The sequence below is a fragment of the Microcoleus sp. PH2017_08_TRC_O_A genome (assembly GCF_020738665.1).
Classification (GTDB): Bacteria; Cyanobacteriota; Cyanobacteriia; order Cyanobacteriales; family Microcoleaceae; genus Microcoleus.
The window spans coordinates 1-25,779 of record NZ_JAEQCE010000076.1 but is presented as its reverse complement, the minus strand read 5'-3'; the positions used below and the strand labels follow the sequence as shown (position 1 = coordinate 25,779).

The 25,779-nt window shown below is 41.5% G+C and carries 18 protein-coding genes; 12 read left to right on the top strand and 6 right to left on the bottom strand.

Features of this window, described 5'->3' with window-relative positions:
* The first annotated feature begins 142 nt into the window (after positions 1-142).
* The 7 genes from JGK22_RS24115 (at position 143) to JGK22_RS24085 (ending at position 7,073) form a co-directional block, all read left to right on the top strand.
* Positions 143-2,539: an HAD-IC family P-type ATPase gene (locus JGK22_RS24115; RefSeq protein WP_293313926.1), complete on the top strand. Its 2,397-nt coding sequence runs from the start codon at positions 143-145 to the stop codon at positions 2,537-2,539.
* A 41-nt stretch (positions 2,540-2,580) separates the two neighbouring features.
* Positions 2,581-2,748: a cation transporting ATPase C-terminal domain-containing protein gene (locus JGK22_RS24110; RefSeq protein WP_366026510.1), complete on the top strand. Its 168-nt coding sequence runs from the start codon at positions 2,581-2,583 to the stop codon at positions 2,746-2,748.
* Positions 2,749-3,199: 451 nt separating this feature from the next.
* Complete coding sequence (locus JGK22_RS24105; protein ID WP_293207946.1) at positions 3,200-3,622, top strand: hypothetical protein; 423 nt, start codon at positions 3,200-3,202, stop codon at positions 3,620-3,622.
* A gap of 625 nt (positions 3,623-4,247) precedes the next feature.
* Entirely contained in the window at positions 4,248-4,787 is a 540-nt protein-coding gene (locus JGK22_RS24100) for a general stress protein (RefSeq protein ID WP_293186954.1), read from the top strand.
* Between the two features lie 183 nt (positions 4,788-4,970).
* Positions 4,971-5,324: a DUF5335 family protein gene (locus tag JGK22_RS24095; RefSeq protein WP_293219729.1), complete on the top strand. Its 354-nt coding sequence runs from the start codon at positions 4,971-4,973 to the stop codon at positions 5,322-5,324.
* Between the two features lie 70 nt (positions 5,325-5,394).
* Complete coding sequence (locus tag JGK22_RS24090; RefSeq protein ID WP_293313923.1) at positions 5,395-6,213, top strand: NADP-dependent oxidoreductase; 819 nt, start codon at positions 5,395-5,397, stop codon at positions 6,211-6,213.
* A 65-nt stretch (positions 6,214-6,278) separates the two neighbouring features.
* The gene (locus JGK22_RS24085; protein WP_293219727.1) at positions 6,279-7,073 is read left to right on the top strand and encodes an SDR family oxidoreductase; all 795 of its coding nucleotides are present in this window, start codon (positions 6,279-6,281) and stop codon (positions 7,071-7,073) included.
* Between the two features lie 566 nt (positions 7,074-7,639).
* Here JGK22_RS24085 and JGK22_RS24080 read toward each other — a convergent pair.
* Both JGK22_RS24080 and JGK22_RS24075 read right to left on the bottom strand, forming a co-directional pair.
* Positions 7,640-8,704, bottom strand: a complete 1,065-nt coding sequence (locus tag JGK22_RS24080) for an MAE_28990/MAE_18760 family HEPN-like nuclease (protein WP_293207951.1) — start codon at positions 8,702-8,704, stop codon at positions 7,640-7,642.
* Between the two features lie 15 nt (positions 8,705-8,719).
* Positions 8,720-9,913 carry a DUF262 domain-containing protein gene (locus JGK22_RS24075; RefSeq protein ID WP_293207953.1) on the bottom strand — a complete coding sequence of 398 codons (1,194 nt, stop codon included), beginning with the start codon at positions 9,911-9,913 and terminating at the stop codon, positions 8,720-8,722.
* 897 nt (positions 9,914-10,810) lie between these two features.
* Here JGK22_RS24075 and JGK22_RS24070 point away from each other — a divergent pair.
* Positions 10,811-12,586 (top strand): ABC transporter ATP-binding protein/permease, encoded by a 1,776-nt coding sequence (locus JGK22_RS24070; protein ID WP_293219725.1) that lies wholly within the window; start codon positions 10,811-10,813, stop codon positions 12,584-12,586.
* 122 nt (positions 12,587-12,708) lie between these two features.
* On the opposite strand, the gene JGK22_RS24065 is transcribed toward JGK22_RS24070, so the two are convergent.
* The 4 genes from JGK22_RS24065 to JGK22_RS24050 all read right to left on the bottom strand — a co-directional run bounded on the left by JGK22_RS24065 (position 12,709) and on the right by JGK22_RS24050 (position 20,431).
* Entirely contained in the window at positions 12,709-14,496 is a 1,788-nt protein-coding gene (locus tag JGK22_RS24065; RefSeq protein WP_293207958.1) for a tetratricopeptide repeat protein, read from the bottom strand.
* A gap of 19 nt (positions 14,497-14,515) precedes the next feature.
* Complete coding sequence (locus JGK22_RS24060; RefSeq protein ID WP_293313920.1) at positions 14,516-18,484, bottom strand: TIR domain-containing protein; 3,969 nt, start codon at positions 18,482-18,484, stop codon at positions 14,516-14,518.
* Between the two features lie 123 nt (positions 18,485-18,607).
* The gene (locus JGK22_RS24055) at positions 18,608-19,846 is read right to left on the bottom strand and encodes a caspase family protein (RefSeq protein WP_293193003.1); all 1,239 of its coding nucleotides are present in this window, start codon (positions 19,844-19,846) and stop codon (positions 18,608-18,610) included.
* Between the two features lie 468 nt (positions 19,847-20,314).
* Complete coding sequence (locus tag JGK22_RS24050; protein ID WP_293193001.1) at positions 20,315-20,431, bottom strand: metal ABC transporter permease; 117 nt, start codon at positions 20,429-20,431, stop codon at positions 20,315-20,317.
* Between JGK22_RS24050 and JGK22_RS24045 the strand changes: the two genes are divergently transcribed.
* The 4 genes from JGK22_RS24045 (at position 20,430) to mgtA (ending at position 25,357) form a co-directional block, all read left to right on the top strand.
* Entirely contained in the window at positions 20,430-20,576 is a 147-nt protein-coding gene (locus tag JGK22_RS24045; protein ID WP_293192998.1) for a hypothetical protein, read from the top strand. The two genes, JGK22_RS24050 and JGK22_RS24045, sit on opposite strands and share 2 nt — an antisense overlap.
* Positions 20,577-20,789: 213 nt before the next feature.
* Entirely contained in the window at positions 20,790-21,662 is an 873-nt protein-coding gene (locus JGK22_RS24040) for a hypothetical protein (RefSeq protein WP_293192995.1), read from the top strand.
* A gap of 146 nt (positions 21,663-21,808) precedes the next feature.
* The gene (locus JGK22_RS24035; RefSeq protein ID WP_293207963.1) at positions 21,809-22,657 is read left to right on the top strand and encodes a DUF6544 family protein; all 849 of its coding nucleotides are present in this window, start codon (positions 21,809-21,811) and stop codon (positions 22,655-22,657) included.
* A 183-nt stretch (positions 22,658-22,840) separates the two neighbouring features.
* Positions 22,841-25,357, top strand: a complete 2,517-nt coding sequence (gene mgtA, locus JGK22_RS24030; RefSeq protein WP_293313917.1) for a magnesium-translocating P-type ATPase — start codon at positions 22,841-22,843, stop codon at positions 25,355-25,357.
* Positions 25,358-25,779 lie beyond the last annotated feature (422 nt).

The following is a 25,779-nucleotide window of genomic DNA, read 5'->3' as shown; positions in this document are numbered from 1 at the left end:
GCATCTTGCCTGTTGCTGACAATTAGGAACAGGCAAGATGCCTGTTCCACTAAAGAGTGAATTTCTTGTGGAACAGGCATCTTGCCTGTTGCTGACAATACTGAGATCGATCTATTTTTAATATTTCATAGGAAAAAGAAATATGGTTGCGACTTTCGATCCCAATACTGCGATCGGCTTATCTGAGCTAAATGCGATCGCCAGACTCAAAGACGACGGCTACAACGAACTCCCCTCGGCTGAGTCGCGCAATCTGTTATCGATCGCCTGGAACACCATTCAAGATCCGATTTTTCTCTTACTCGTCGGCGGTGGTATCATTTATTGGATTTTAGGCGACTTACAAGAAGCCTTAATTCTGATAGGTTTCGTCTTGTTTATCACCGGAATTAGTCTCTACCAGGAAGGCAAAACCGAACACGCCCTAGAAGCCCTGCGCGATCTTTCCAGCCCTCGCGCCTTGGTGATTCGGGATGGGGAACGAAAACGAATTGCGGGGCGAGAAGTGGTTCGAGGCGATTTCTTAGTGCTCGCGGAGGGCGATCGCGTGTCTGCGGATGCGATCGTCCTATCTTGCTCAAATCTCTCAACCGATGAGTCGTTATTAACCGGGGAATCCCTACCGGTTCGCAAAGTTACCGCTGTGGGTAACGTGGAGATGGCGCGTCCCGGAGGCGATGAATTGCCGTTTGTGTATTCTGGCACATTGGTGGTTCAGGGACAGGGAATTGTTCAAGTTAAGGCGATCGGCGCTCAAACAGAAATGGGCAAGATTGGCAAGGCTTTACAAAAAATCAAGCCAGAAACGACGCCTTTGCAACAGGAAATGAATCGCTTGGTAAGCCGTTTATTTGGCATTGCTTTATCGCTTTGTGTGGCAATTGTGGTAATTTATGGATTCACTACAGGAGATTGGCTTAAAGGAGTGCTCGCCGGCATTACCTTAGCGATGGCAATTTTGCCGAATGAATTTCCGGTAGTTGTGACAATCTTCTTAGCCTTGGGAGCTTGGCGGATTTCTCAGAATCATGTCTTAGCACGTCGCGCCTCAGCCGTTGAAACTGTAGGTTCCGCAACCGTTTTGTGCGTCGATAAAACCGGGACGCTGACTCAAAATCAGATGGCTGTGCAGCAGTTGTTAGCCTACAACCAGGCAGAAAACCCTCAGCCTTATGATTTGGGATTACATTCATCAGAAGCACTCCCAGAAGCAGTTCATCAATTAGTTGAGTTCTGTATTCTGGCAAGCCAAAGAGATCCATTCGATCCAATGGAAAAAGCGTTTAAGCAATTGGGCGATCGCTATCTGGCGCATACCGAACATTTGCACAGCGATTGGAAACTGTTGCGAGAATATCCGCTGTCACCGCATCTATTGGCAATGTCTCACGTTTGGGAGTCAGCAGATCGCAAGTTGTATGAAGTTGCGGCAAAAGGAGCACCGGAGGCGATCGCGGATCTCTGCCATTTCACGCCCCAACAGCAGCAAATGATGGCAGCGCAAGTTAGTCAAATGGCAAGTCAAGGATTGCGGGTATTAGGTGTTGCCAAAGCCTCACTTGTTGGTGCGCCGCCGCCATTTTTGCCACCTCACCCGTCGCTGAATATCGATCGTTTACCGGAAAAACAACATGACTTTCCGTTTGAATTTATCGGATTAGTGGGACTGTCCGATCCAGTACGTCCAACCGTTAAGGCGGCGATTCAAGAATGTTATAGCGCTGGAATTCGAGTCGTAATGATTACCGGTGATTATCCAGAAACTGCTCAAAGTATTGCCCGTCAAGTTGAATTGATGCAGATGGGAGCCATTGTCACCGGATCAGAATTAGATGGCATGAGCGATGCTGAATTAGAGCAGCGGATTCAAAGTACAAATATCTTTGCACGAGCCGTTCCCGAACACAAGTTGCGGTTAGTTAATGCCCTAAAATCCAAAGGCGAAGTCGTTGCCATGACAGGGGATGGAGTGAATGATGCTCCTGCTCTCAAAGCTGCTCAAATCGGGATTGCGATGGGCGAGAGAGGCACGGATGTGGCTCGTGAATCTGCGGCTTTAGTGTTATTAGATGATGATTTTTCGTCGATCGTCCAAGCAGTCAAACTGGGGCGCAGAATTTTTGACAATCTCCGCAAAGCCATGTCATATCTGATTGCGATTCATATCCCGATCGCCGGAATGTCTTTGATTCCAGTATTGTTTAAGTTGCCGTTAGTATTGCTTCCGGTTCACGTGGCATTTTTACATTTAATTATCGATCCAGCTTGCTCGATCGTCTTAGAAGCCGAACCCGCAGAAGCAACGGTGATGCAGCGCCCTCCCCGCAACCCCAAAGAACCTTTATTTGGCAAGAAAACGCTCTCGTTGGCTGTGTTGCAAGGGGGCGGAATTTTGGCGATCGTGCTGGCGATTTTTGCGATCGCCCTATATCGCAGACAAGGCGAATTTGATGCCCGTGCGTTAACGTTTACGACGTTAATTTTGGCAAATTTAGGACTAATTTTGAGCTCCCGGTTCAACCTCGCACCTCAGCTTTAAAATACTGAAATCCCCAAATCCTGCGCTGTGGTGGGTGCTTGGTGGGGGGACTGCTGTTCCTTGGGTTGGTGCTGTATGTCCCGTTTTTGCGTCATTTGTTTAGCTTTTCTCTGCTAAGTGCGATCGATCTAGCGATCTGTTTGGGCGGTGGATTGATTAGCTTGCTTTGGTTTGAACTGTTGAAACAAACTACAAAAGTCAGGCCATAGTCAGAGACGGGAAAACATTAGTTCTAGCAGCAAAGGTTGCTTGTGTAAAATTTAAAAATCAGGTATCAAATAATCAATCCACAGCCCGTATTTGGGAGAAATCAGGACACGGCAGTGCCGTTTCCCTACAATTATCTGGCGTAGGGAAACGGCACTGCCGTATCCTCGCTTGTCACCTGACGGCGCAGCCGGAATTGACAACCGTTCTGATGCGCCAAAACACATCTCTATAGTGATAAATTAGCGATATATTTATTTTACAAAAACCTCAGATTTCCTTCACATTTTAAAGCTAGTATTGAAAATAATAACTCAGCAGCATCAAATCATTAAAGAGTTGTTTCAGTCTTTCACCAGTAGATGAGGTCACTAACAACAAAGACTTTTGTGGCCCAATGGCAATTGAATAACACTATCGACAAGTCCGATAAACTCAACTAGAGGAATCACCATGAGTACGACAATTGACAACTTCACCAAACAACTCCACGACAATTTAGAAGCGATTGAAGATCGGGCAAAATTGCTGAAGGAAAGCGTTCAATCTGCAACGAAAAATACTGAGGCTGAGCTGCAATCGAAACTTGACGGAATGAAGACAAATCTAGAAGCTAAGAAACAAGAATTTGATCGGTATCGGGCAAAGCTCCAAACTCAATTCGAGGAAACAGAATCTGAGGTGAAGTCGAACGTCGAGGAATGGAAGACGAGTCGCGAAGTCAAGAAACTCGAACATCGAGCCGATAAAGCTGAAGACTATGCGAATACAGCGATTTTATTCGCAATGGCGACGATGGAAGAAGCCGAAGCAGCTACCTTGAAAGCGATTTGCACGAGATTAGATGCCACAACTGCTGCGGGAACTACTAAGTAAGGAGGAGACGGCAATGCCGTTTCCCTACGCTGATTAATTGTAGGAAGAGGAGACGGCAATGCCGTTTCCCTACGCTGATTAATTGTAGGAAGAGGAGACGGCAGTGCCGTTTCCCTACGCTGATTAATTGTAGGAAGAGGAGACGGCAATGCCGTGTCCCTACGCAGATTAATTGTAGGAGGAGATGGCAGTGCCGTTTCTCTACGCCGATTAATTGTAGGAAGAGGAGACGGGAGTGCCGTTTCCCTACGCAGATTAATTGTAGGGAAACGGCACTGCCGTATCCTGACTTTCGCTTTTCAAATGCGCCAAATTTGACCTAATTTAGAATAGATGCTTGTGAGCGGTATAATGGCAATTATTCCGCTGTTTTTGTTTGTCATAAAATCCTCTTAAAATATTCAAAAGGTATAGATTAGGCTTGAAAATTTGTGTGAATATTCAATCAAAAGGTAGAGATTATATTGGGAAATTCTTGTTAAAGTTTCAGTGAACGGCGAAAGAAACCAAAGCTGAGATTCAATCGAAACTCGACGAGGTGAAATCGAACGTTAAAAGATAAAAAGCAAATCAAAAATCAAAAATTTTGTCCGTCATGCGGACAAATAACAAAGGAAACAAACTCATGTCATACACACATACGATTGTTGGTCATTTCCCCTCCCATTCAGAAGCAGAAAGAGTTGTATTGGAGCTGCAAAAAAAAGGCTTCGATATGCAAAAGCTCTCGATAATTGGCAAAGACTACCACACAACTGAACACGTGCGCGGATTTCTCACCTGGAAAGATACAGCCAAAGCTGGAGCCGCAGGTGGTGGTTATTGGGGTAGCTTCGTCGGAGGTTTATTTGGCATTTTAGCCGGGGCTGGAGTGCTGTTTATTCCTGGAATGGCTCCTATAGTCGTTGCTGGCCCCATTGCGGGGGTGTTGGCGGGTTGGTTGGAAGGAACGGTTGTTGGTGGCGTTGGTACCGCTGCTGTAGGAGGATTGGCTGGTGCCTTGGGAGGCTTAGGAATCCCGAAGCATGAGGTGGTGAAGTATGACACTCAAATCCAAGCAGGCGAGTTTATTATCCTGGTGACAGGTAGCAATCACGATGTCAGTCAGGCGAAGCAAATGCTAGACAGAATTAGTCAGGAAATGAGTATGTCGATCGCAGTCTAAGGCTTTCAACTAACAACAATAGGGGAGTATTCCACTCCCAAGAGTCCGTCAGGTTGATGAGAGGGTCGGCACGGGGGCACGACCCTACAAAAACCTCGTTTTCCTGAGAATAAAACAGCCCTCTCATGCTCAATTGCTTTTTACTACTCTTTTACAGGAATCATGATGGTGAATAAAATGGAAATGACCAACAAGATTGAAATCAACAAATCTGTGCCCCGCGAGCGATGGGGTGAATTTTTCGATCAGTTTACCGATGGCAATCGCGGACGGCGTATTTCGATCGAAATCATCGGTTCAGAAGTCGGTGACGCAGAATTGATTAAGAACGCACCTCTTCATGCGATGGTTTACGATCGCCCTGGAAAAGGAGATGATTTGGTGATTGAAGTTGGTAAAGATGAGGTGACTTACGCTCACACGATCGATTCACCAACTGAAGTTTTAACGGGACAAAACTCACTCGGTGTGATGGTAGCGCTTCGGATTAGTGACGCTGCTGGGACACAAACATTGATCGAATTACAAGTTAGTTGAGCTGGTTGGATAATTCTGAGTTCAACAGGACTTACCCAAACAGTCAACTTTTACAGGTTAGGAGCAAATTATGACAGATATCATGAGCCGCGAAATTCACCTAGTCTCCCGCCCCAACGGGATGCCAACCGCAGCTAATTTTGCGATCGCCCAAACCGAAATAAAGCCACTTCAAGACGGACAAGTGCTCGTTCGCAATCGCTATATATCAGTCGATCCGTATATGCGCGGACGCATGAACGAGAGCAAATCCTATGTTCCGTCCTTCGAGTTAGGTAAAGTTCTACAAGGCGGCGCAGTCGGCGAAGTCATCGAATCGCGTGCCCCAGAATTCAAGCCCGGTGATGTCGTCACTTCCAACTTTGGATGGCGGGAATACTTCACCGCAGCGCCCAAAGAGTTGCATCCTGTCAGCAGCGAAATTCAACCGCTATCGGTTTATCTCGGTGCGATCGGTATGACGGGGATGACGGCTTGGGCTGGATTGAATTTGGTAGATGTTAAAGCAGGCGATGTGATTTTTATTTCGGGTGCTGCGGGCGCGGTGGGAAGTGTGGCGGGACAACTGGCAAAATTGCGCGGATGTCAGGTTATCGGCTCAGCAGGTTCAGCGGAAAAAGTCAAGTTTCTGCTAGAAGAATGCGGATTCGATCGCGCTTTCAATTACAATTCTGGCCCAGTCCTCGAACAATTGAACCAAGCGGCACCGGACGGAATTGATGTTTATTTCGATAATGTAGGAGGCGAAACCCTGCAAGCGGCGCTCTCAGCCCTGCGGGTGCACGGCCGGATTATCGCTTGCGGTAGTATTTCTGGTTACAACAAGCCGCAGCCGGGCCCGAATAATCTGTTTAATATGATTGGCAAAATGGTGGTAAAGTTGGATTAGGGTGCGATCGATTAATTTAACCCAAGTTGTAGAGAATTGTTTGACGTTATTTGGTTTAACAAAGTATGGATCTCAAACTATCAGGAAAGATTGCATTGGTCAGTGGTTCAACGGGTGGAATTGGACTGGCAATTGTTACCACACTTGCCGAAGAAGGAGCGACGGTCATTGTCAATGGCAGAACGCAAGAGCGCGTAAATAATGCGATCGATCGCATTCAGCAAAGTGTGCCGAATGCCAAACTTCAAGGAATTGCTGCCGATTTGGGAACGCCAGCCGGAGTTGAATTGCTACTTCAAAAAGTACCAGAAGTCAATATTTTGGTGAATAACTTAGGAATTTATGGCTCCAAGGCCTTTGAAGATATCTCCGATGAAGAGTGGATGAACATTCTGGAAGTGAATGTGATGAGCGGTGTGCGGCTCTCGCGCCATTATTTGCCGCTGATGCTGAAGCAAGATTGGGGACGGATTATTTTCATCTCTAGTGAATCTGCTTTGAATATTCCCGCCGAAATGATTCATTATGGCGTGACTAAAACTGCACAATTGGCGTTGAGTCGCGGTTTGGCGGAAACAACCGTGGGCAGTCATGTAACTGTAAACACGGTATTGCCGGGGCCAACTCGCTCTGAAGGGGTGGAAGACTTTATCCAGGGATTATCGAAGGATCAAAATATTTCGATCGAACAAGTTGAGAAAGAGTTTTTTACTAAGATGCGTCCATCTTCCCTAATTCAGCGATTTGCTTCAACGTCTGAAGTTGCTGCGTTAGTTGCGTTTGTTGCCAGTCCCTTAGCTTCTGCGATTAATGGGGCTGCCCTACGAGTTGAGGGTGGAGTAGTGCGATCGATTGTGTAGCGAAGTTTTTACCTTGATGTGCTTGGAAAATCTCTCACTCCCTACATTTTTGAACAGAATGCTTTCGTTCAAACAAAAATAAGGAGCGTTACATTTCATTAACTCACCCTAAAGCGATCGCCATTCCTGTGAGTCGTGAGTTTTGGGCGATCGCACTTAACCTACAAGATCAGCGATCGCGCCCTTTACTCACAGAATACCAGACCGAACCACACTACAGCGTCATGCAGATATGATTGAACGTGGTAGTGTCGAAGGAATTGCGGAGGAGTTGGACTACAAAAATGTGAAGGAGCGGTATCTTGCTGCGGTGAAGGCGATCGGTCAAGCTTAATCAATCTGCGATCCCACTTAACCGACAAGAGCAGCGATCACATTAATGAACATCCCAAAAATCAGATAATTACAAATTCATCATGTTTAAAAGTAAAAAGGCGCGTTGAGTAACGCACCTACAGCGATGGCGATCGCACTGTGCCTGAGACAACGCGATCGCCAATTAGCTTAAGGTAATATGAGGATCGCCATTATTCCTGTAGGATCAATCTCAACTAAGAGCGATCGCACTATTTTTTGATTATGTAAAATGTTTGGTTAGGCTTTATTTTAGGCTCAACGCTAATACCAATATTTGTTTTTTCTATAACTGCCAGTTCTGGATATGATTGATCATCTAATCGAATGGTCAAAATAGGTTTTTTATAAAATCTTCCTTCTTTAGTTTCAATAATTAGCATATCTTTAACTTTTATCGTATAATTTTCAATCTCAAATGCTAATATTTTATCATTAAAAATTTTAATCACCTTTTCTATTTTTTGAAAAGTATGTATTGATTCTTGTTTGATAAATTGTTCAAATAATGCTTGAAAAATAGCTTGACAATATTTTTCTAAAAATTGAATATAAGGTTCTAATTCAGATATGCTTTTGATATCCTCTACGTTTTCTGAACCGTGAGCAATTTGGTTTCGTCTTTCAACTAAATCATTGATTTTATTGTACAAAATATCTTTTCCTATTGTGGAAATTCTTTCTGGTGTTAAACCGATCTCATTATTAAGTTCTTCATTCTTCAGTAATTCATCGTTTAAATCTAAACTTAACTTATTGAATATTTCTACAATTTTATTATGTTTTAAATTACCTGATAAAAGAACAAACGCTTCTGTGTTAATTTGATAGTTGCTAGGATTAACAATACATTCATTTAACTTCTTTAATACCTCCTCTTTTGTAAGATGCTGATATTTAGCACTTTCTCTGGTTGCAATAGTATTTATCAATTTTAAAGACAGTTCAAAATGATTAATTCTAATCTTTTCATCCACTTGATTATATTCAGGTACTACTTTAGAGAGGGAATCAAGATATTCTTTAATCCAGATTTCTACATATTTTTCTAGCAGTCCATAAAGTGAAATAATAGAAGCTTTATATTCAAATATTCGTTTATCTGTTCTAAAACCCCTATCATGCTCTTTTAGTCTATTAAGTAATTCCTTGATTTGTCCATTGTCAGTGTCTATAATGGCATAAGCTGTTAAATCATTTACATATTGAATGTGTTTTAAATATTCTTTAATTTGATTTAATTCTCTTTTGAAGTTTTCCAATGATTGTATATTCATAATTTCTACTAAAGTTTATTTAATATAGGTTTGTAGAAATTTTTGAAAATACTGAATGCGTGCTTCTACATCTTTTTTGTTATTATAGCTACCATCAAAAAGATGTTTACTTTTTTCCTGTTGTATAAATGGTGATTTTCTACCGGAATATAAACTCTTCTCTATAGTCCCTTTGTGTTTAAGAAAAATTTCTTTGTGAGAAATATTATTTGCAAATACCTGCATTATTGGATCATAAATAGTTTTTAATGGCGTTTTTCTGTTACGCCCTTCATATGGAGGGATGAAAGCTGAATTTCCTAATATTTGATAAATTAAGTAAATAGTCTCATTAAAAATATTTTCAAGTTTATTCATTGTTTCATCAGGATAACTATTTGCTTGTTTTAAATACTCATCTAAAAATTTATCTACTGGGGATTTTAACTTATCTATATGACGATAAGCAAAGAACCGCAAAACTAATTCAACATCCTCCATTTTGCGATAAGACTCACTTTCAAGTAATTTTTTTTCTCCTTGACTTTCTAAAGGTAAATTCCACATTTTACGAAAATATTCATTTTGAGAAAGTTTTATACATAATTGGTTGAATTTACCATTTTGTAAAGCATTTCTTGTTTCTTGTGCAGTTAGCTTCTCTCCTCCACTATTCAATCTTTCAAAAACTATCTGTTTGAGATATTCAGCTTCTTCTTTACTTTTAGCTGTTTCTTGCAATAAAATAATAGAAGACAAATATCGTCTATCTATACCTCTTCTAACTTGCTCAGGTAAATTTTGATAATTTCGCCCATTAAGTTCCTGCCAATACTCTAATCCTTCTAGATCAAATTTTCCTTTATAAAAATCATATATAGCTGTCAGTCTTTGTTGTCCGTCCATTACTTCATAAATAGAGTATTCTATTTCATACAGAAAGATAGGTGGAATTGGTACATTCATTATGAATGATTCTATCAAACGAGATTTTCGAGCATTGTCCCACCTTTTTCTACGTTGGTATTCAGGATTGAGGATATATTTTGCACTGTCAAGCATAGCTTTTATACTATCAAGTGGATAACGAGCTTGTTCTGTTACAATTCTTATCTCTCCCTTTTTGTATTTTTCGTTAATTTCATCATCTGGCGGAAAGTTGTGAGTTGTATCTGGTCTATTTTGAGAAATAAATGTTTCACCTGAAATTAAATGGCTATTTGTAATCATATTTATTCTTCCTTGTTAATTATGAGATCAATGAGTGCGCGACAACTAGCGGCTTGGGTTAAGTGCGATTATTATGGGTTGCTATGCCCACTTTTTTTGATGAAGCGAGATCACCGCTCTTTTGGGTCGGCTTAATAAAATTACTCCAAATAGCAGTTTAGTGCGATCGCCGATCTTTTAGGGGCATTATAACTGTGTTTTTGGCTAACTGTCAAGTTACTGCGATCGCTTTCTCCGATGAAGGACGATCGCCTCAATTATCTATCTGCTAGAGGTTTTGCTGTATGCGATCGCTATTCCTGTGAGTCGTGAGTTCTAGGCGATTGCCTCAATTATCTATCTGCTAAAGGGTTTGCGGTGAGCGATCGCTATTCCTGTGAGTCGTGAGTTCTAGGCGATCGCCTCAATTATCTATCTGTTAAAGGGTTTGCTGTAGGCTATCGCTATTCTTGTGAGTCGTGATTTTTAGGCGATCGCTCAAACCCAGTAAATTTATCCTAGTTTGATAATTTATCCGCATTCTAATCACTATCTTGCTCTATTCGTGTGTATTATACCACAGCAAGGTTTTAATGTCAAAGATGCGAGGGTATCCTTTAACTCCAAGGGTGAACCCATCTACTTAACAGCTAGCAGCGATCGCGGCACGAATATTCAAGGACTTTTGTAGACGAAGGCAATACTTGAAAGTAATCAGTAAAGATTGCTAGTGATGGAGCAATTTATGGAACGAGGGGCGATGTTCCGCTACTACTCCTTGCCGATCGCGCTGCCATCTTTCCTGGACACAGTTTGACACACCTGCTATTTTTCAAAGCCAAGATTTGGAAGTTTTGCGCTTTCAATCCTGTTTTCCTATTATATTAAATAGGTGAGCAATTTTGTATGAAAAAAGTAATGCAACGATTTAATCTAACTATACTCAAACAGTTCTGGTCGATCGCCAAATCATACTGGTCAAGCGACGAAAAATGGCGGGCGCGCGGCTTATTGCTATTAGTCATCCTGTTATCCTTTGGCTACACGGGACTGAGCGTGCTGCTCAACAACAAGCGAGGCGAGCTAATTTCGGCATTGTCTGCTCACGATGAAGCTAGATTTTGGCAAACAATTCTAATTTTTGCCGGGACATTAGTTATTTATGCACCATTATATGCAGGCTATGATTATTTGCGCGATCGCCTGGGCTTGGAGTGGCGGCGATGGCTGACTAACTATTTTGTCGATCGCTATTTCCAGAATCGGGCATTTTATCATCTAAATCATGCCGATGCTGACATTGATAACCCGGATCAGCGGATTGCTGAAGATGTCAAAAGTTTTACCCAAGAATCGTTAAAACTACTGCTAGTAGTTGTTGATTCTTTGTTAGCGGTGGCGGCATTTAGTGGGGTACTCTGGGGCATTTCTAAGCCATTAATCTTGTTTTTGGTGCTCTACGCGCTGGTTGGCACCTTGGCGACTGTTGGGGTATTTGGGAAGCCCTTGATGCGACTCAATTTTGGGCAGCTTAAAAAAGAGGCTGATTTTCGGTTTAGTTTAGTGCGGGTGCGAGAAAATGCGGAGGCGATCGCCTTTTATCAGGGAGAACCGCGTGAGTCAGCTCAAGTCAAAGGCAGATTTGCCGAAGCATTTGATAACTTCAAGCGGTTAATTTTTTGGGAATTGAATCTGAATATCCTGACTAACGCCTATGAATTTATTCCGTTCATTCTGCCTGCAATTGTAGTCGCGCCCGGCATTTTTGCGGGTGACTTAGAAGTTGGTAAAGTTACCGAGGCGCAAGGAGCTTTCATTCGAGTCTTTTTCTCGCTCAATCTAATTGTGGCGCGCTTTCAATCCCTCGCTACTTTTGGCGCGGGTGTCGAGCGTTTATACACCTTTTTAGAGTGTTTGGAAACCGATCGCTTAACTTCTCAGGAGTCTGAGGGCGTTGAGAAAACAAGTATCAAAACTGAAATTGCCGATCGACTGGCGATCGAAAACATGACCCTCCAAATACCTAACCGTCAACGGACTTTGGTTGAGGATTTATCTGTGAAACTGTCTACTGGCGAGGGTTTGCTGGTGAGAGGGCCTAGCGGGTGCGGGAAAAGTTCTTTGCTAAGGGCGATCGTTGGACTGTGGGATGCAGGAAGTGGCACAATTTCGCGACCTACCCTGGATCAAATGTTGTTTTTGTCGCAGCGGCCTTACATGATTTTAGGGACGTTACGCGATCAAATGCTGTATCCAAATATGAATTCGGAAGTTGAAGATTCGCAGTTGAGGCAAATTTTGATCCAGGTAAATTTACCCAACTTAGAGCAAACGCATGAAGGATTTAACACTGAACAAAACTGGGCGCAGGTTCTATCTTTGGGAGAACAACAGCGCCTAATTTTCGCACGTCTGCTGCTCAATAAACCTAGTTACGCAATTTTAGATGAGGCTACTAGCGCCCTCGATCCTAGTAATGAAAAGCATTTATACCAACTGTTAGAAGCCTCTGGTATGACATTTTTGAGCATTGGACATCGAGAAAGTTTGAGTAACTATCACCAGACTATTTTGGATTTGACTGCGGATAACACCTGGTCTTTGAAAGCTTCTGAAGCTCTACCTGTTTTGATTTCTAATAATCTTGTTGATGAAGGCAGAAAGATAGAAATGGAGGAGACGGCAGTGCCTTAGTCCCTACCCAGATTAATTGTAGGGAAACGGCATTGCCGTGTCCTCATTCTTGATTGCTGAGCCCCAAGTTCTGTTAGCAGGCCGCAAAGTGGCAGAGAACTCGGCAAGTGAGATTAAATCAGCTAAGGCTTGTAAACTATTTGTTTAATCAATTCTTCAGCCTGTTTTTTAATCTTTGAATTGGGATAATTTTTTAATAACTTTTGCAGTGCTTCCTCAGCAACTTTTTGTGAATCATTACTTTCATTTCTAATCTTGATATACGCAATTGTATACAAGGCATCATCTACCATAGAACTATTGGGAAATTCTGTGATAAATTCTTCAAAGCTCTTAACTGCCTGATCTTCCCAAGAAGTTGTATTTTCAGAAAATGTCGGATATTCACGTCCCCACAAATAGTAGTAGTTCAGAGCAATAGAATATTTAGCTTTTTCAACAAGCTCAGACTTAGGATACTGTTCAAGGAGCTGTTCAAATAACTTTATGCTTCTCAAGTAACTAATTTGCAATTTATAATTCTTATTGGTTTTATCTATAAAGTCAGCAGTTACTGTTTTTGCATTGTAAGTGATAATACCTTCCCATTTTGGAGGAACAAACGTGTAATGTTTTCTCCTTAAGTTTCCTGTCCACAGATAATTATATGCAGTAAATCCATCATCTATTTGATGCTCATCAATCCATAACTTAGCTTCCTCATACAAATTTTTATCACTAGGTTGTTGATTGCGAATCTTAGCTAATTTTTTTACTTGGTCTAATTGCTCTTTTACCTTAGTCCAAAAAATTGCTCCAAGATAATCTTCTGAAAAAGAGCGTACTAGATGGGGATATTTACCATCTTGGTAATTTTTTAGAAAATCCTCAAGTTCAGACTCAACAAGTGAATATTTATATTCTCGTATTAAATGAACTGCTTTACTATATTTAATGTATGGAGTTAGAGGATGATTAGGATGATTAGTGAGAAATTTAGCTAGCAATTCGCTAGACATTAATAAATCTATAATGAAAAGAATTCTTCCTCTGGCTACATCTTTAAAAAGACCATCAGGCGCTTCAGATGATTCGTAATAATATATTATTGCATTTTCATAATCTCCTTGTACCTCATAAGCACGCGCCAAGCGATATAGTGCATCATTTGAACCAGGGTGTCCAGGGTATTTATTGACAAAATTTTTCCAACTATTTATTTCTATTTGAGGAATAAATGGCTGTCTAAAAACTATCTTTATATCTTGATTTCCAGGAAAATATGTCTCTCCAGAGAACTTCATATATTCCCTACAACCTTTGGTAAAAAGTGAATTTGGGTATTTATTAGCTAAAGCTAATTGCTCATAATATCCAAATGCAGATAAATTATAAAGTTTTTTATTGACAGCTTCTTCTAGTAAAATAACAAGTTCTTTTGACCAAGACCAATCTTGCCATTTTGGACTTTCAGAATCTCCTTCTGCAAATACGAGTCCCCTTAGAGCGATAGGAGTTAGATTTTTATCATCAGTTTTAATAATATTTTGATATAAAAGTAATAATTTTTTAAAATTATTACCTTTTTTAAGATTGTATAAGTTGCGATCTACTATATTTAGTATTTCTTTTCTAATTTCTGGATTTTTGCTGGAATTATAAATATCTATTATTTCCTCAATTTTATTGTCACTAATTTGAGAAGAATCGTATCTACTAATTTTCTGTAAATCCTCTGCGTTTATTTCTGCTTTTTTCATTATTACTTTTACTTCATTCCATTCAGTTGCTTTTATTGGAGACCTATTATTTTGAGAATTATTGTTTAGAGAGCTGTTGTTTTGAGAGTTACTACTCAGATCACATCCTGTTAGGACAACTGACAGACTGGTGGACAATAACAGCAAAGTGATGACAAGTTTGTTTTTCATGTTTAATCTCCAGAATTAGTTACTTACAATATGGACGCTGATTTTGAGTAGATATTGATTGCTTATTGTTAAGATATGCAGACACTCGCCTCCAAAAATCTTGGTTGTTCAAGTCATAATCTTTTGTTTCTTTCTCATTAAAGCAACGACTAGCATTATTCCAGGAAAGAGATAATAAATCCTTGCCACCTATCTTAAAAATTCGTGTTACTCCTTCGCTATCTACTGTTATCACTCGATTGGAATTATTGGTATCAAAGCTACCATAAAATATTTCTTTCTTATGTCCTTTCAGAATTAATGGATTATCTGGATTTCTTAAATCCCATACACGAGCAGTACCATCGTAACTAACAGTTAGCACCCGATTAGAATTGTTAGGTTCAAAGCTACCATAATTAACTATATCTTGGTGTCCAGTTAATTCCGTTATTACTTTATCGCTGGCAATATCCCAGACACGGGCTACTTTATCACTTCCCATTGTCACAATACGGTTAGAGTCTTTTGGGTCAAAACTGACGTGCCATAATTGGTCTCGGCTTACAGTCAAGTTTTTTTCTGGTTGCTTCGGTCGCTTAAGATTCCAGATTCTGACTATTCCGTCGCCACCAACTGTTGCTACACGATTTGAGTCCTTGGGGTCAAATTCGCCTTGGCTCATCGGACTACTTGGTGGTGCTTTTAGCTCTTGCAACTTTCTAGGAGGGTTGCTACTCACATCCCAAACTGTTGCTGTTGATCTAATATTATTTACTGTTAATATCCGATTGGCATTGTTTGGATCAAAAGTAATACTTACTACTTTGCCATTGGCTATTAAAGGAATCACAGATTTATCTGTTATTAATTTTGCATCACCACCTCGGTTAACAGTTGCAATGCGATTTAGATTATTGGGGTCAATCCGAGCATACTCAATAGAATCAAGTTCCTTTTCTAATATTTGGTTGTTTTTGAGGTTGTTAATATCCCAGTTAGTAAGAGTACCGTCTCTAGCGACAGTTAATAATTTATTTGGTGCGTCGGGACGGAAAGACGCAGATACAATACTAGAGCCTTGCTGACCTTTTCGATTAGATATCATTATAGATGATTTATCACTAATATCCCAGATCCGTGCTGTTTTATCTTCACTAGCTGTTAAGATTCGCTTGGGGTTTTTAGGATCAAAGCTTGCCCATCTAATTCGTGCTGTATGACCGTAAAGAGTGGAGATAGCACTAGATTTTTTAATATCCCATATTTTCACTTTCCCATCTGCACTAACTTTTAAGACCTGATTCGAGTCTACTGGATTGACAGCACCATAAAAACTAGAATTTTTATGCTCAAAAATATCCTGCCAAATAGTTGCTTGATCGCCTGTTAAAATTACAGGTTTATCAGATTTACTTGAATCCCATGTCCTTGTTATATCGTTATTGCTGATTATGACCCGATTAAAATTTTTAGAGTCAGAGATAACAGTCCAAACTTCCCCTTCACTTCCTTGTAAGCTGTTTAACATTTTAGGAGCTTGAGGATTACTGATATCCCATAATTTAGCGGCACGTTGGCTAACTGTTAAGACTTGATTAGAATTGTTGGGATTAATCCGGCCGTAGCTGATAGGTTGCGTGCTATCGCTAATAAGGACTATCGGTTTTTTAACATTATTAATATCCCAAATGCGGGCAGTACCATCGTTACTGACTGTTAATACTCGTTGAGGATTTTTTGCATCAAAGTTACCATAAGTAACACTCTTGGTATGTCCTTTTAACACTATAGGATTCTGACTAGGCTTGTCCAAATTCCAGATTTTTGCGGTGCTATCATCGCTAACCGTTAGCACTTGTTTTGAATTTATAGGATTAAATTCAGCATAAAGAACTTTGCCATCATGCTTTAGTTGTAATTGCTCGTGATTTTGCTGAAAAGCCTTCCATAAAGCCTGAGCAGCTTGAGGTGTTTCCTGAATTATATTGGCTTGTATCGCTAGTAAAACGCTGCGGGTAGTATCTACATTTAAGTTTGCTTCAGAAGCAGTGGCTAACTGAAGCGATTTAGTAGTTTTTTCTCTATATTCTGCTTGCCCTCGTTGAAATTCTGCTTGTCCTCGTTGATATTCTGCTGATACACCAAACCCAGAAACGATTAATACTACTGTTATTAGTCCTCCAAAAATACGCTGTCTGGTTGTTTGCTTTTGTTTTTCTGCTTTTTGAATAGCTAAGTCACTAACATTGATGAATTTCTGTAAGTCTTCACTCCAACCTAGCTCAGCAGCATCGCTACTAGATTGCCACTTTTTAGCTTCCAAAAGTTCTTCTGCATCCAATAAACCAGCTCTACGCTTAAGGCGTATCCATTCTGCTGCTTTAGACTCCAAACGTCGGCGTTCTTCCTCTGCTTGGCGCTGCTTGTCTACCCACCGTTTAAGGGTTGGCCAGCCGTTAATTAATGCATCGTGGGCAATATCCACTTTTCTATTGTCCCTTTTCTCCTGGTCACTTTCAGTAGCCACTTCCTTCTCGCCAGTGAGAGTAAGCAAACGATGCTTTACTAAGTGCTGTAACGTATTTTCAAATTCAGAAAAATTCTCACTAGCATTTCGTAAAGCATCAACAGGCTGTTGACGCCGCGTATCAATTCGTCCCTCACCAAACTGCACTAGGCGCACAAAGATGCGACGAGCAATTACTTGTTCTGATTGACTCAGTTGATTAAATGTTGCTTTGGCATGATAAGAAATTGCTGCCTGTAAGCCTTTAACTTTAGTAGTGTTATCATTGTCAGGAAAATCTAAACTTTTATAATCTTCTAATGTCAAATATGACTGTTTCTGTTTCTCCCATAACTGCACCAAAGTTTCCTGAACAAATGGCATAATCCCAGGTTCTCCTGCTGCTTCTGATACAAAGCACTCCAATAATTCTGGCTCTACAAACACCATAGGTTTAGATTTTTTCGCTGGCTCGGTAATTGCTTGTCGCAGCCCTTTTTCATCCAGAGGCTTGATATTTAATAAATGATTTTCAGCTATTTCCCATAGTGGTGATGCCATCAAATTGCCATAAAAATCAGCTCGAATAGTTATAATCACATAGCATTTAGGAATTTTAACTAAACCCAGCAATCCTTTCTGAAAATGTAATATATCATCTTTTGACTCAAGGGTAAATAATTCCTCAAATTGGTCTATAACTAACAAAAGGTGTTCTGCTTTGGGTTGGGTTTTTAACATCTGATCTACGACCCCATCAAGTTCAGCTAAGTCTGTATTTAAAGCCGTTCCCAAAATTTGTAATGGTACATTACTAGGGCGTACTTTACAAACCAGCCATTCACCTTTACCGAAAAGACCGATCTTTTTAAGTTTTGGGATTAAGCCTGCAAAAATCAGTGAGGATTTCCCACTACCAGAGGCTCCAATAGCTGCTATAAACTGATAACTCCGTAGGCTTTGAATTAATTCTTCGATTAGTTGGTCACGTCCAAAGAACAGATGGCTATTGCCCTCGTCGAAAGGTCTAATCCCAGGATACGGACAAGGTGGCTTCGCTGGGGTATCAGACGAAGGTTCCTGTTGCAATAATTCGCGAAGAAGCTTTTCAATAGCTTCCTGCCGCTCTTGTACATTGGTCGCAAGTAGTGGTGTCAGAAAATTAAGTCTGAGTGGCAGCGTAACTTGTTCTAAGATTAGGGGAATAATTCGCGAAGTTCTAGTTTGCACCCCATGATCTTGATCCATCAAGTTGAAGAACCTGTTATAACCATTTTCTAAGTCTGCTAAGTAAGCACGGGAAATTACGAGTAAAGTGCGATCGCTGTGCTTAATAGCATTTTCAAATTCTTCTATCTTCGGTTTTCCAAGACCAAATGTTTCTTCCGAGTGGTAGTGTATATTAGCCTGTTTTAACTTTTCCAGTAAGTATCCTTTTACCCAATCACTGTCAGCATTAGCATAGGAGATAAACAGGTGATATTTTGTCGTTTTTATCATGTATATAATCTGGAGTATTGTTATTTACACACGCTATAAAATGCTCTTCTTTTAAATCCCCGACTTCGCCGAAGTTGTCGGGGATCTGGTATTCTGTTTTTTAGGTAGGCTTACTTACCTACATCAATCATTTCTTCTGGATACTGGCTGGTGCAGTTGATAAACTAATCGCTCTACCTCAGTTTTAAACTCATCTTCATCAGTCATGTCCAGCAAGGTGAGAGCGCGTAGCCCTAGTCTTGGTAAGCATGGCTCTCGCCTAACTGCTATTAAACGATACTTGCTCTCTTCTAGTCCTAAGTGCTGAGAGATCAAATTCTCAAACTCGGCGTAACTGCTGCTTAAGTAAGCAGGAGACAAAACCACAAGTGTATAGCGACTTTTCTCAATAGCGCGTTCAATATTAGTAATCATAGGTACACCTAACGGGAAGCGAGAATCAATGCAAACCCGTAATCCCTGTGATTCTAAATATGGTAACAAACCCTTACGAACCCAGGTTTTATCTGGTGTCTGACTATGATAGCTGATGAATACATCATACTCGTAAGCATCGTTGGGTGATACCGTGGAAAGTGGTGCTGGTACCTTGCCTCCCAAGTAAAGTGCCACGGGGAAGTTTTCTTCAACCTCAGCGATAAGGACAGGATGCTGACTGCTGCAATCTCTAGTCACCTTGGGTTGCATATAATTAAAAACGTCAAAAATACGGATTACACCACCTGCGCCAATAGCTCCCCCTCTAAAACCATCAAGCAAGTGTTGAGTAAACAGACTATTAGCTGCACCAGGGAGGATATAGGATTTTTCAGTGCTACGTGAAGATGCTAAAATAACTGTACCTTGTCCTTGTTTGAGGACATTATAATAGCTTTCCGGTAAACCAGCTTTGATAACAGGTGCATTGGCGTCTTTAAGTTGACTAATACCACCAGCATGACAACAGTCAAAAATTACTACTTTTTTCTTAGCCGGAATCGCCTGTAAAGCTTTGGTAAACTGAGTGCCAGAAATTGCTGTTTCAACGAATGATTCTTCTGAGGTATAGTCTATTTGTACTGGCAACAAATACTCGCCCATATGTTCACCAGATTCTATCTGCCCACCATGACTAGATATATATATGAAAATGGTAGAGTCTTGGTTGCAATCCTGAGCCAAATTAGTCAATGCCTGATGTAAGTTTTCCTTGGTTGCTTTATCATCTAGCAACAACTGCACATTTTCAGGCAAATAACCACAGTGCCCTGGGCTAATCAGCAAATTATAAATATCTTTAGCATCATTCAAAACACTTTCTGGAAGCTTATTGATTTTGTGGTAGTTTGCGATACCAACAACCAGAGCATGAGCATTATTCATCACGGGCATATGGCAATTACCTCTAAAATAACTTTTGCTTTTTTGTGTATTCGAGTACGCATTGCTCCCATCAGGAAAAATGCCAATGAATTTACCATACCGCTTTATAAGTGGCTAAGGCGTTACATAGAAACTGTCCCATATCTAACCAGCAGCATGGCAATTTTTTCATCTCCCACTTGAAAGATGGGGGCTTCCACGCTCTCGCTATGCTCTTGTGAACCCAGAGAGAGATCCCCTCCGTTGTAGTGAATGGCATTGGATATCTTGCGCCTCTAGCCCAAGCGACAGACGAGACACGCATCCCACAAAACCAGACAAATCATATTGGAAATGTGCAACGCCAGTTCAAAATAACGTGTGCCGCACTCCCTAGCACATACTAGATACGTGTGGTAATGACGATGCTACCGGATATCATACGATCGACTCCTACTCTATTCACCGATCGCCCCTGAATTCCGAACTCTAACCAACAAACCATGTTTTGGAGCAAATCATCGCCAACACAAACAACAGCGTTTGCAGCACCACAATACACCCGCCTGTGGAACCATCTATGTGATAGCTGATATCAGTTCCCATGACACTAGAAAAGACACCACTTGCGATCGTGATTGCTCAGGGAAAATCAACCCAAGCACAAACCACAATTCAAGCCCTACAAACAGAAATTAGCGCACTGCGAACAGAGATTCAAGCTTTATCACGACGAGATTTAAACCGTTGAATTGCTCAGAATTATATAAATTAAACCCTGCTTTCATAAAACCTATTCCTTAAGAACAGTACCTTCGCCAATTTTAAATAGTAAGCTAGCATAATCTGCAAAAAAAAAAATAAATTATTGCTATTCTGCCTAAGCTTTCTTCACAGTTTCCTCACCTTTGTTGAATATCATAAAATATAGTCCAGATTCTTTTTATTGATGAGGATAAACTTGATGAAATGGCAAGAATTAATTTTAGCTTTCCTAGCGACAATTTGCTTAATATTTGCAGGCAATGCCTTGGCGCAGACTGATATCAATATCAACAATACTAACCTGATTCGCTTTGGTGGAAACATCACCGTAGCAGAGAATCAAGTTGTCGAAAATGCCCATGCTTTTGGGGGAAGCGTTACTGTTTCTTCTAATGCCAGAGTTTTGGATACTGCTATGGCTTTTGGCGGGGATGTCATCCTGAAAAAAGGAGCGCGGGTAGAGGGTGATGCTTACTCTTTTGGCGGCAAAATCGTGCAGGAACCGGGTGCGATTATTACTGGTGAACGCGCTACATTTAGCGATCGACATGGCATGATGTACGGCTCTAATCGCGGCAGAAGTAGCTTCTTCGGTCAGTATTTCTTCAGTGCCCTTTTTAGAACTTGTTCCGCCGTAGTAGCAGCTATTCTCGGACTACTTATTTTGCATAGCAGCCCACAATTCCTGCCGAATTTGGCGACACAATTACATCAACGCCCCGGTTTGACTGCTCTATGGGGCATCGGGGCGACTGTTTCCTTTGTTTTTGCCACGGTGTTTCTAGCGATTACGCTGATTGGGATTCCACTGATTCCACTCCTGAGTCTGACGGCGGTGATCGCGTCTTTAGTCGGATCGTTAGGTGTGGCGCTGTTTGTGGGTCAACGTGTGGTTGGTAAGGGCGATCGATCTTTGCAGCAGCAGTTTTTGGTGGGTTTGGCGATCGTGACTGTTCTGACACTCATTCCGTTTTTCGGAGGGTTAGTAGTTTCCCTAGTCAATCTCTTCGGCTTAGGTGCGATCTTGCTGTGGCAATTTGGTAGAGAAAAACCTCAAATAGCGACTGAGTGAGTAGGGCGGCATAAATGCTGATTATTCGTTTTGAGTTTCGGGATTGCAGAAGATTTCGGATTACTCGTCGCAGGAACGATCGGAATAGTTTCGCTACAATCATCACAATCTATCAAATTCTAAATCAACAAACATAGGTAAGTATCATGTGGATTAAGTGGATTGGAATTATTGGTATTTTAATCGCTGTCAGCTTGGGAATTGCAACTATTTACGGCAAATATCGGTGGCAGTCAGATACTGATAAATTACGAGCAAAATTAATCAATGGACAACGGACAATTAAGCCCAAAATCTATGACCAAACAGAGATTGAAGGCTTGCCAGAACCCGTACAGCGATTTTTTTGGACAGTAATTAAGGACGGACAAGCGATCGCCTCTGCGGTCAAACTCTCTCAGCAGGGACTGTTCAATCTGAGTGAAACTGAAGATAAGTGGAGTCCGTTTACAGCCACTCAATTTGTGACGACTCAACGTCCGGGTTTTGATTGGGATGCACGCATCCAGATGGCACCAGGAGTTAATGCCTTTGTTCATGATACCTATTTGTTAGGAGAAGGCAGTTTACACGCATCATTACTCGGTCTTTTTACCGTTGCAAATATGCACGGTGCGCCTGAAAACAATCAAGGTGAATTATTGCGGTTCTTGGCTGAGACTCCTTGGTATCCGACTGCACTATTGCCCAGTCAAGGTGTGCGCTGGGAGGCGATTAATGACACCTCCGCCCGCGCTACTTTGACGGATGGTGCAACCACTGTCTCTGTCGTATTTCAGTTTAATGCTGAAGGTGCGATCGCCACTATGCGGGCTGAGGCTCGTTATCGCGACAAGCTAACTGCGATGCCTTGGTGCGGAAGATTTGGGGAATATTCAGTTCGCAATGGGATGCTGATTCCTTTAGAAGGCGAGGTGGGATGGGAATATCCAGAAGGCATTCGGCTCTATTTTAAAGGAAGAATTACAGAGATTGAGTATGAGTTTGCATCGTGAGGGATGGCAAATTTAAAACGGGTGCATCTGGTGCTTTTCAAATATATTCGTAGGGGCGGTGCGAACAGTCTCTGAAGGGGTTTGGCGTTAAGTTGACACCAATGACCACTGCCGTGTCCATACACCTGAAATTAGGGCTGTCAAAGCTATAGTAAAACCTTTAAACAAATCAGGTATAAAATCATGAATCCACAGTCCATATTTTGGAGCTTGTCCACGGAGCAGGTGCTTCAGCAGACGCACTCTACAGCCACAGGATTAAGCCGTGCTGATGCAAAACAACGCCTAAGCCAGTACGGCGCAAACAGCCTCAAACAAACACACAAATCGAGCGCATTCGTGCTGTTGCTCAATCAGTTCAAGAGTCCGATTATCGTGATTCTGATTTTCGCGGCAGTGCTCTCGATTTTTCTGAAAGATGCGCTAGATGCCATCATCATTTTGGCGATCGTCCTAATCAGCGGACTATTAGGATTTTGGCAAGAGCGAGGAGCATCTAACGCCGTCGAAAAACTATTAGCCTTAGTGCAAGTTAAAGCAACTGTGTTGAGGGATAATCAATCTCAAGAAATCCCCAATGAAGAAGTAGTTCCCGGCGATATTGTGGTGCTTTGTGCAGGTAAAAATATTCCCGGCGACTGTCTAGTTTTAGAGTCAAAAGATTTATCGGTGAATGAAGCAGCACTCACAGGAGAAACCTATCCGGTTGACAAATTTAATGGTGTATTGCCCGCTGAAACTGGACTAAATCAACGCACCAATTCCCTTTATATGGGAGCCAATGTGATTAGTGGAACGGGGAAAGCAGTAGTTGTTCATACTGGAAAAGAAACTGAATTCGGCAAAGTATCGGAACGCCTGAAACTGAGGCCTCCCGAAACAGAATTTGAACATGGGCTGAGCAAATTCGGCTACTTTTTGATGGAAGTAACGCTAGTTTTGGTCGCTCTAATTTTTGCAGCCAACGTCTACCTGCATCGCCCTGTGCTCGAATCTTTTATGTTTTCTCTGGCGTTGGCTGTGGGTTTGACCCCTCAATTGCTACCTGCGATCGTCAGTGTTAACCTGGCGCGCGGTGCCCAGACAATGGCGAAAAAGCGGGTGATTGTGAAGCGCTTACCCGCGATCGAGAATTTTGGCAGTATGAATGTGTTTTGCACCGATAAGACGGGTACGCTGACGGAAGGAGAGGTGAAAATTCACTCTGCGGTTGATGTGGAGGGGGAAAATAGCGATCGGGTTTTACTTTACGCTTATTTGAATGCCGCATCTGAGTCTGGTTATGTGAATCCGATCGACAAAGCGATTCGCGAATACAAAACCTTTGACATTTCTGGTTATCAAAAGCTCGATGAAGTTCCCTATGATTTCAACCGCAAACGTCTCAGCATTCTGTTCAAAAAAGACAGTACGCATTTAATTATTACTAAAGGCGCACTGAAAAATATTCTGGATGTTTGCTCAACCGTTGAAACTGCTGATGGGAAAACGATCGACATTGCAGATCAGCGCCAAAAACTCCACCAACAAGCGGAAGATTTGGGTAGTAAGGGATTTAGAACCTTGGGTGTGGCTTATCGGGATTGTGAGCAAGATTCCTTCACCAAAGATGATGAAACAAACATGACATTTCTGGGCTACCTTGCACTCTTCGATCCGCCAAAACCGGGCATCGCTGATACTCTAAAAGAGTTGCAATTACTGGGAATCACTCCGAAAATGATTACTGGAGATAGCAAGGCAGTTGCTATCAGTATTATTCAGCAGGTAGGACTGCCTGAATCAAAAGCTTTGACGGGATCTGAGCTAGAAAAAATCAGTGATGAAGCCTTGATGCACCTAGTACAAAATACCAATGTTTTCGCTGAGGTAGAACCAAATCAAAAAGAGCGGATTATCATCGCCCTTAAAAAAGCGGGGAATGTCGTGGGATATCTGGGAGATGGCATTAACGATGCTTCTGCGCTTCATGCCGCTGATGTTGGTATCTCAGTCGAGAGCGCAGTTGATGTGGCAAAGGAAGCCGCTGATATTGTGTTGATGGAAAAGGATTTGAATGTCCTGATCGAAGGTGTTAAGGAAGGACGGATTACATTTGCCAACACTTTAAAATATGTCTTTATGGCAACTAGCGCTAATTTTGGTAATATGTTTAGTATGGCGGGAATTTCTCTATTTCTACCCTTTTTGCCGCTCTTACCTAGTCAAATTTTGCTAACGAATTTATTAACTGATTTCCCAGAATTGACGATCGCCACCGATCGCGTAGACAAGGAGTTAGTCAATAAACCGCGCCGGATGGATATCAAGTTTATCCGCAACTTCATGATTGTGTTTGGTTTGCTGAGCTCAATCTTTGATTACCTGACATTTGGGGCGCTGCTGTTGCTGCTACACGCTCAACCACAACAGTTTAGAACAGGCTGGTTTTTGGAGTCTGTCATCTCTGCTTCGATGGTTGTGCTGGTCGTTCGTACTCGAAAATCTATTTTCGACAGTAAACCGGGAAAATACTTGTTGATGGCGACGCTGGCTACCGTAGGAGTGACAATCATCATTCCCTGGACACCTCTAGGAACGCTGCTGGGATTTCAACCGTTGTCGTTGAGTTTTGTGCTGGTGCTGGGTGCGATCGTCCTATTCTACGTTACGGTGGTCGAGAATGTGAAACGAGTGTTTTATCAACGAGTGAAATTTTAGTCGTTAAGGCGCAACACTTAGGAATAAAAAATCAATAACTTGATGAATCGTCAGATATAATTAAAAATAGGGATAGCTTACTTATTTGACCAAAACAGAGTTCAAATTGCAACTTTTTGTAGCGAAATGTGGTATATGTTTTTAGACAAAAATTAGGTTTAAATTAGGAAGTGCGATCGCTCATAACTCAGTAATGACCCAAGAATGGCAAAATACTTTGATTCAATCGCGTAAGGGCGATCGTACTTTCAACAGTTCTGAATACAGAAACCCAGTTGCTTAAAATAATACAATACGCTTGGGTTAAGACAGAGTCCCCTAAGCCGTTACATAAATCCTACCCAAAGTTACTCAAGATTGGACAATATTGGACTTTGAGCTTCGTTTACTTCCTGCTTCATCCTGGTAGTGTCGGCACTCAC

Excerpts from the sequence above, each read along its gene's own strand:
- JGK22_RS24115 (WP_293313926.1), top strand. The coding sequence starts at position 143 with ATGGTTGCGACTTTCGATCCCAATACTGCGATCGGCTTATCTGAGCTA.
- JGK22_RS24105 (WP_293207946.1), top strand. The coding sequence starts at position 3,200 with ATGAGTACGACAATTGACAACTTCACCAAACAACTCCACGACAATTTA.
- JGK22_RS24100 (WP_293186954.1), top strand. The coding sequence starts at position 4,248 with ATGTCATACACACATACGATTGTTGGTCATTTCCCCTCCCATTCAGAA.
- JGK22_RS24095 (WP_293219729.1), top strand. The coding sequence starts at position 4,971 with ATGACCAACAAGATTGAAATCAACAAATCTGTGCCCCGCGAGCGATGG.
- JGK22_RS24090 (WP_293313923.1), top strand. The coding sequence starts at position 5,395 with ATGACAGATATCATGAGCCGCGAAATTCACCTAGTCTCCCGCCCCAAC.
- JGK22_RS24085 (WP_293219727.1), top strand. The coding sequence starts at position 6,279 with ATGGATCTCAAACTATCAGGAAAGATTGCATTGGTCAGTGGTTCAACG.
- JGK22_RS24080 (WP_293207951.1), bottom strand. The coding sequence starts at position 8,704 with ATGAATATACAATCATTGGAAAACTTCAAAAGAGAATTAAATCAAATT.
- JGK22_RS24075 (WP_293207953.1), bottom strand. The coding sequence starts at position 9,913 with ATGATTACAAATAGCCATTTAATTTCAGGTGAAACATTTATTTCTCAA.
- JGK22_RS24070 (WP_293219725.1), top strand. The coding sequence starts at position 10,811 with ATGCAACGATTTAATCTAACTATACTCAAACAGTTCTGGTCGATCGCC.
- JGK22_RS24065 (WP_293207958.1), bottom strand. The coding sequence starts at position 14,496 with ATGAAAAACAAACTTGTCATCACTTTGCTGTTATTGTCCACCAGTCTG.
- JGK22_RS24060 (WP_293313920.1), bottom strand. The coding sequence starts at position 18,484 with ATGATAAAAACGACAAAATATCACCTGTTTATCTCCTATGCTAATGCT.
- JGK22_RS24055 (WP_293193003.1), bottom strand. The coding sequence starts at position 19,846 with ATGAATAATGCTCATGCTCTGGTTGTTGGTATCGCAAACTACCACAAA.
- JGK22_RS24045 (WP_293192998.1), top strand. The coding sequence starts at position 20,430 with ATGACACTAGAAAAGACACCACTTGCGATCGTGATTGCTCAGGGAAAA.
- JGK22_RS24050 (WP_293193001.1), bottom strand. The coding sequence starts at position 20,431 with ATGGGAACTGATATCAGCTATCACATAGATGGTTCCACAGGCGGGTGT.
- JGK22_RS24040 (WP_293192995.1), top strand. The coding sequence starts at position 20,790 with ATGAAATGGCAAGAATTAATTTTAGCTTTCCTAGCGACAATTTGCTTA.
- JGK22_RS24035 (WP_293207963.1), top strand. The coding sequence starts at position 21,809 with ATGTGGATTAAGTGGATTGGAATTATTGGTATTTTAATCGCTGTCAGC.
- mgtA (WP_293313917.1), top strand. The coding sequence starts at position 22,841 with ATGAATCCACAGTCCATATTTTGGAGCTTGTCCACGGAGCAGGTGCTT.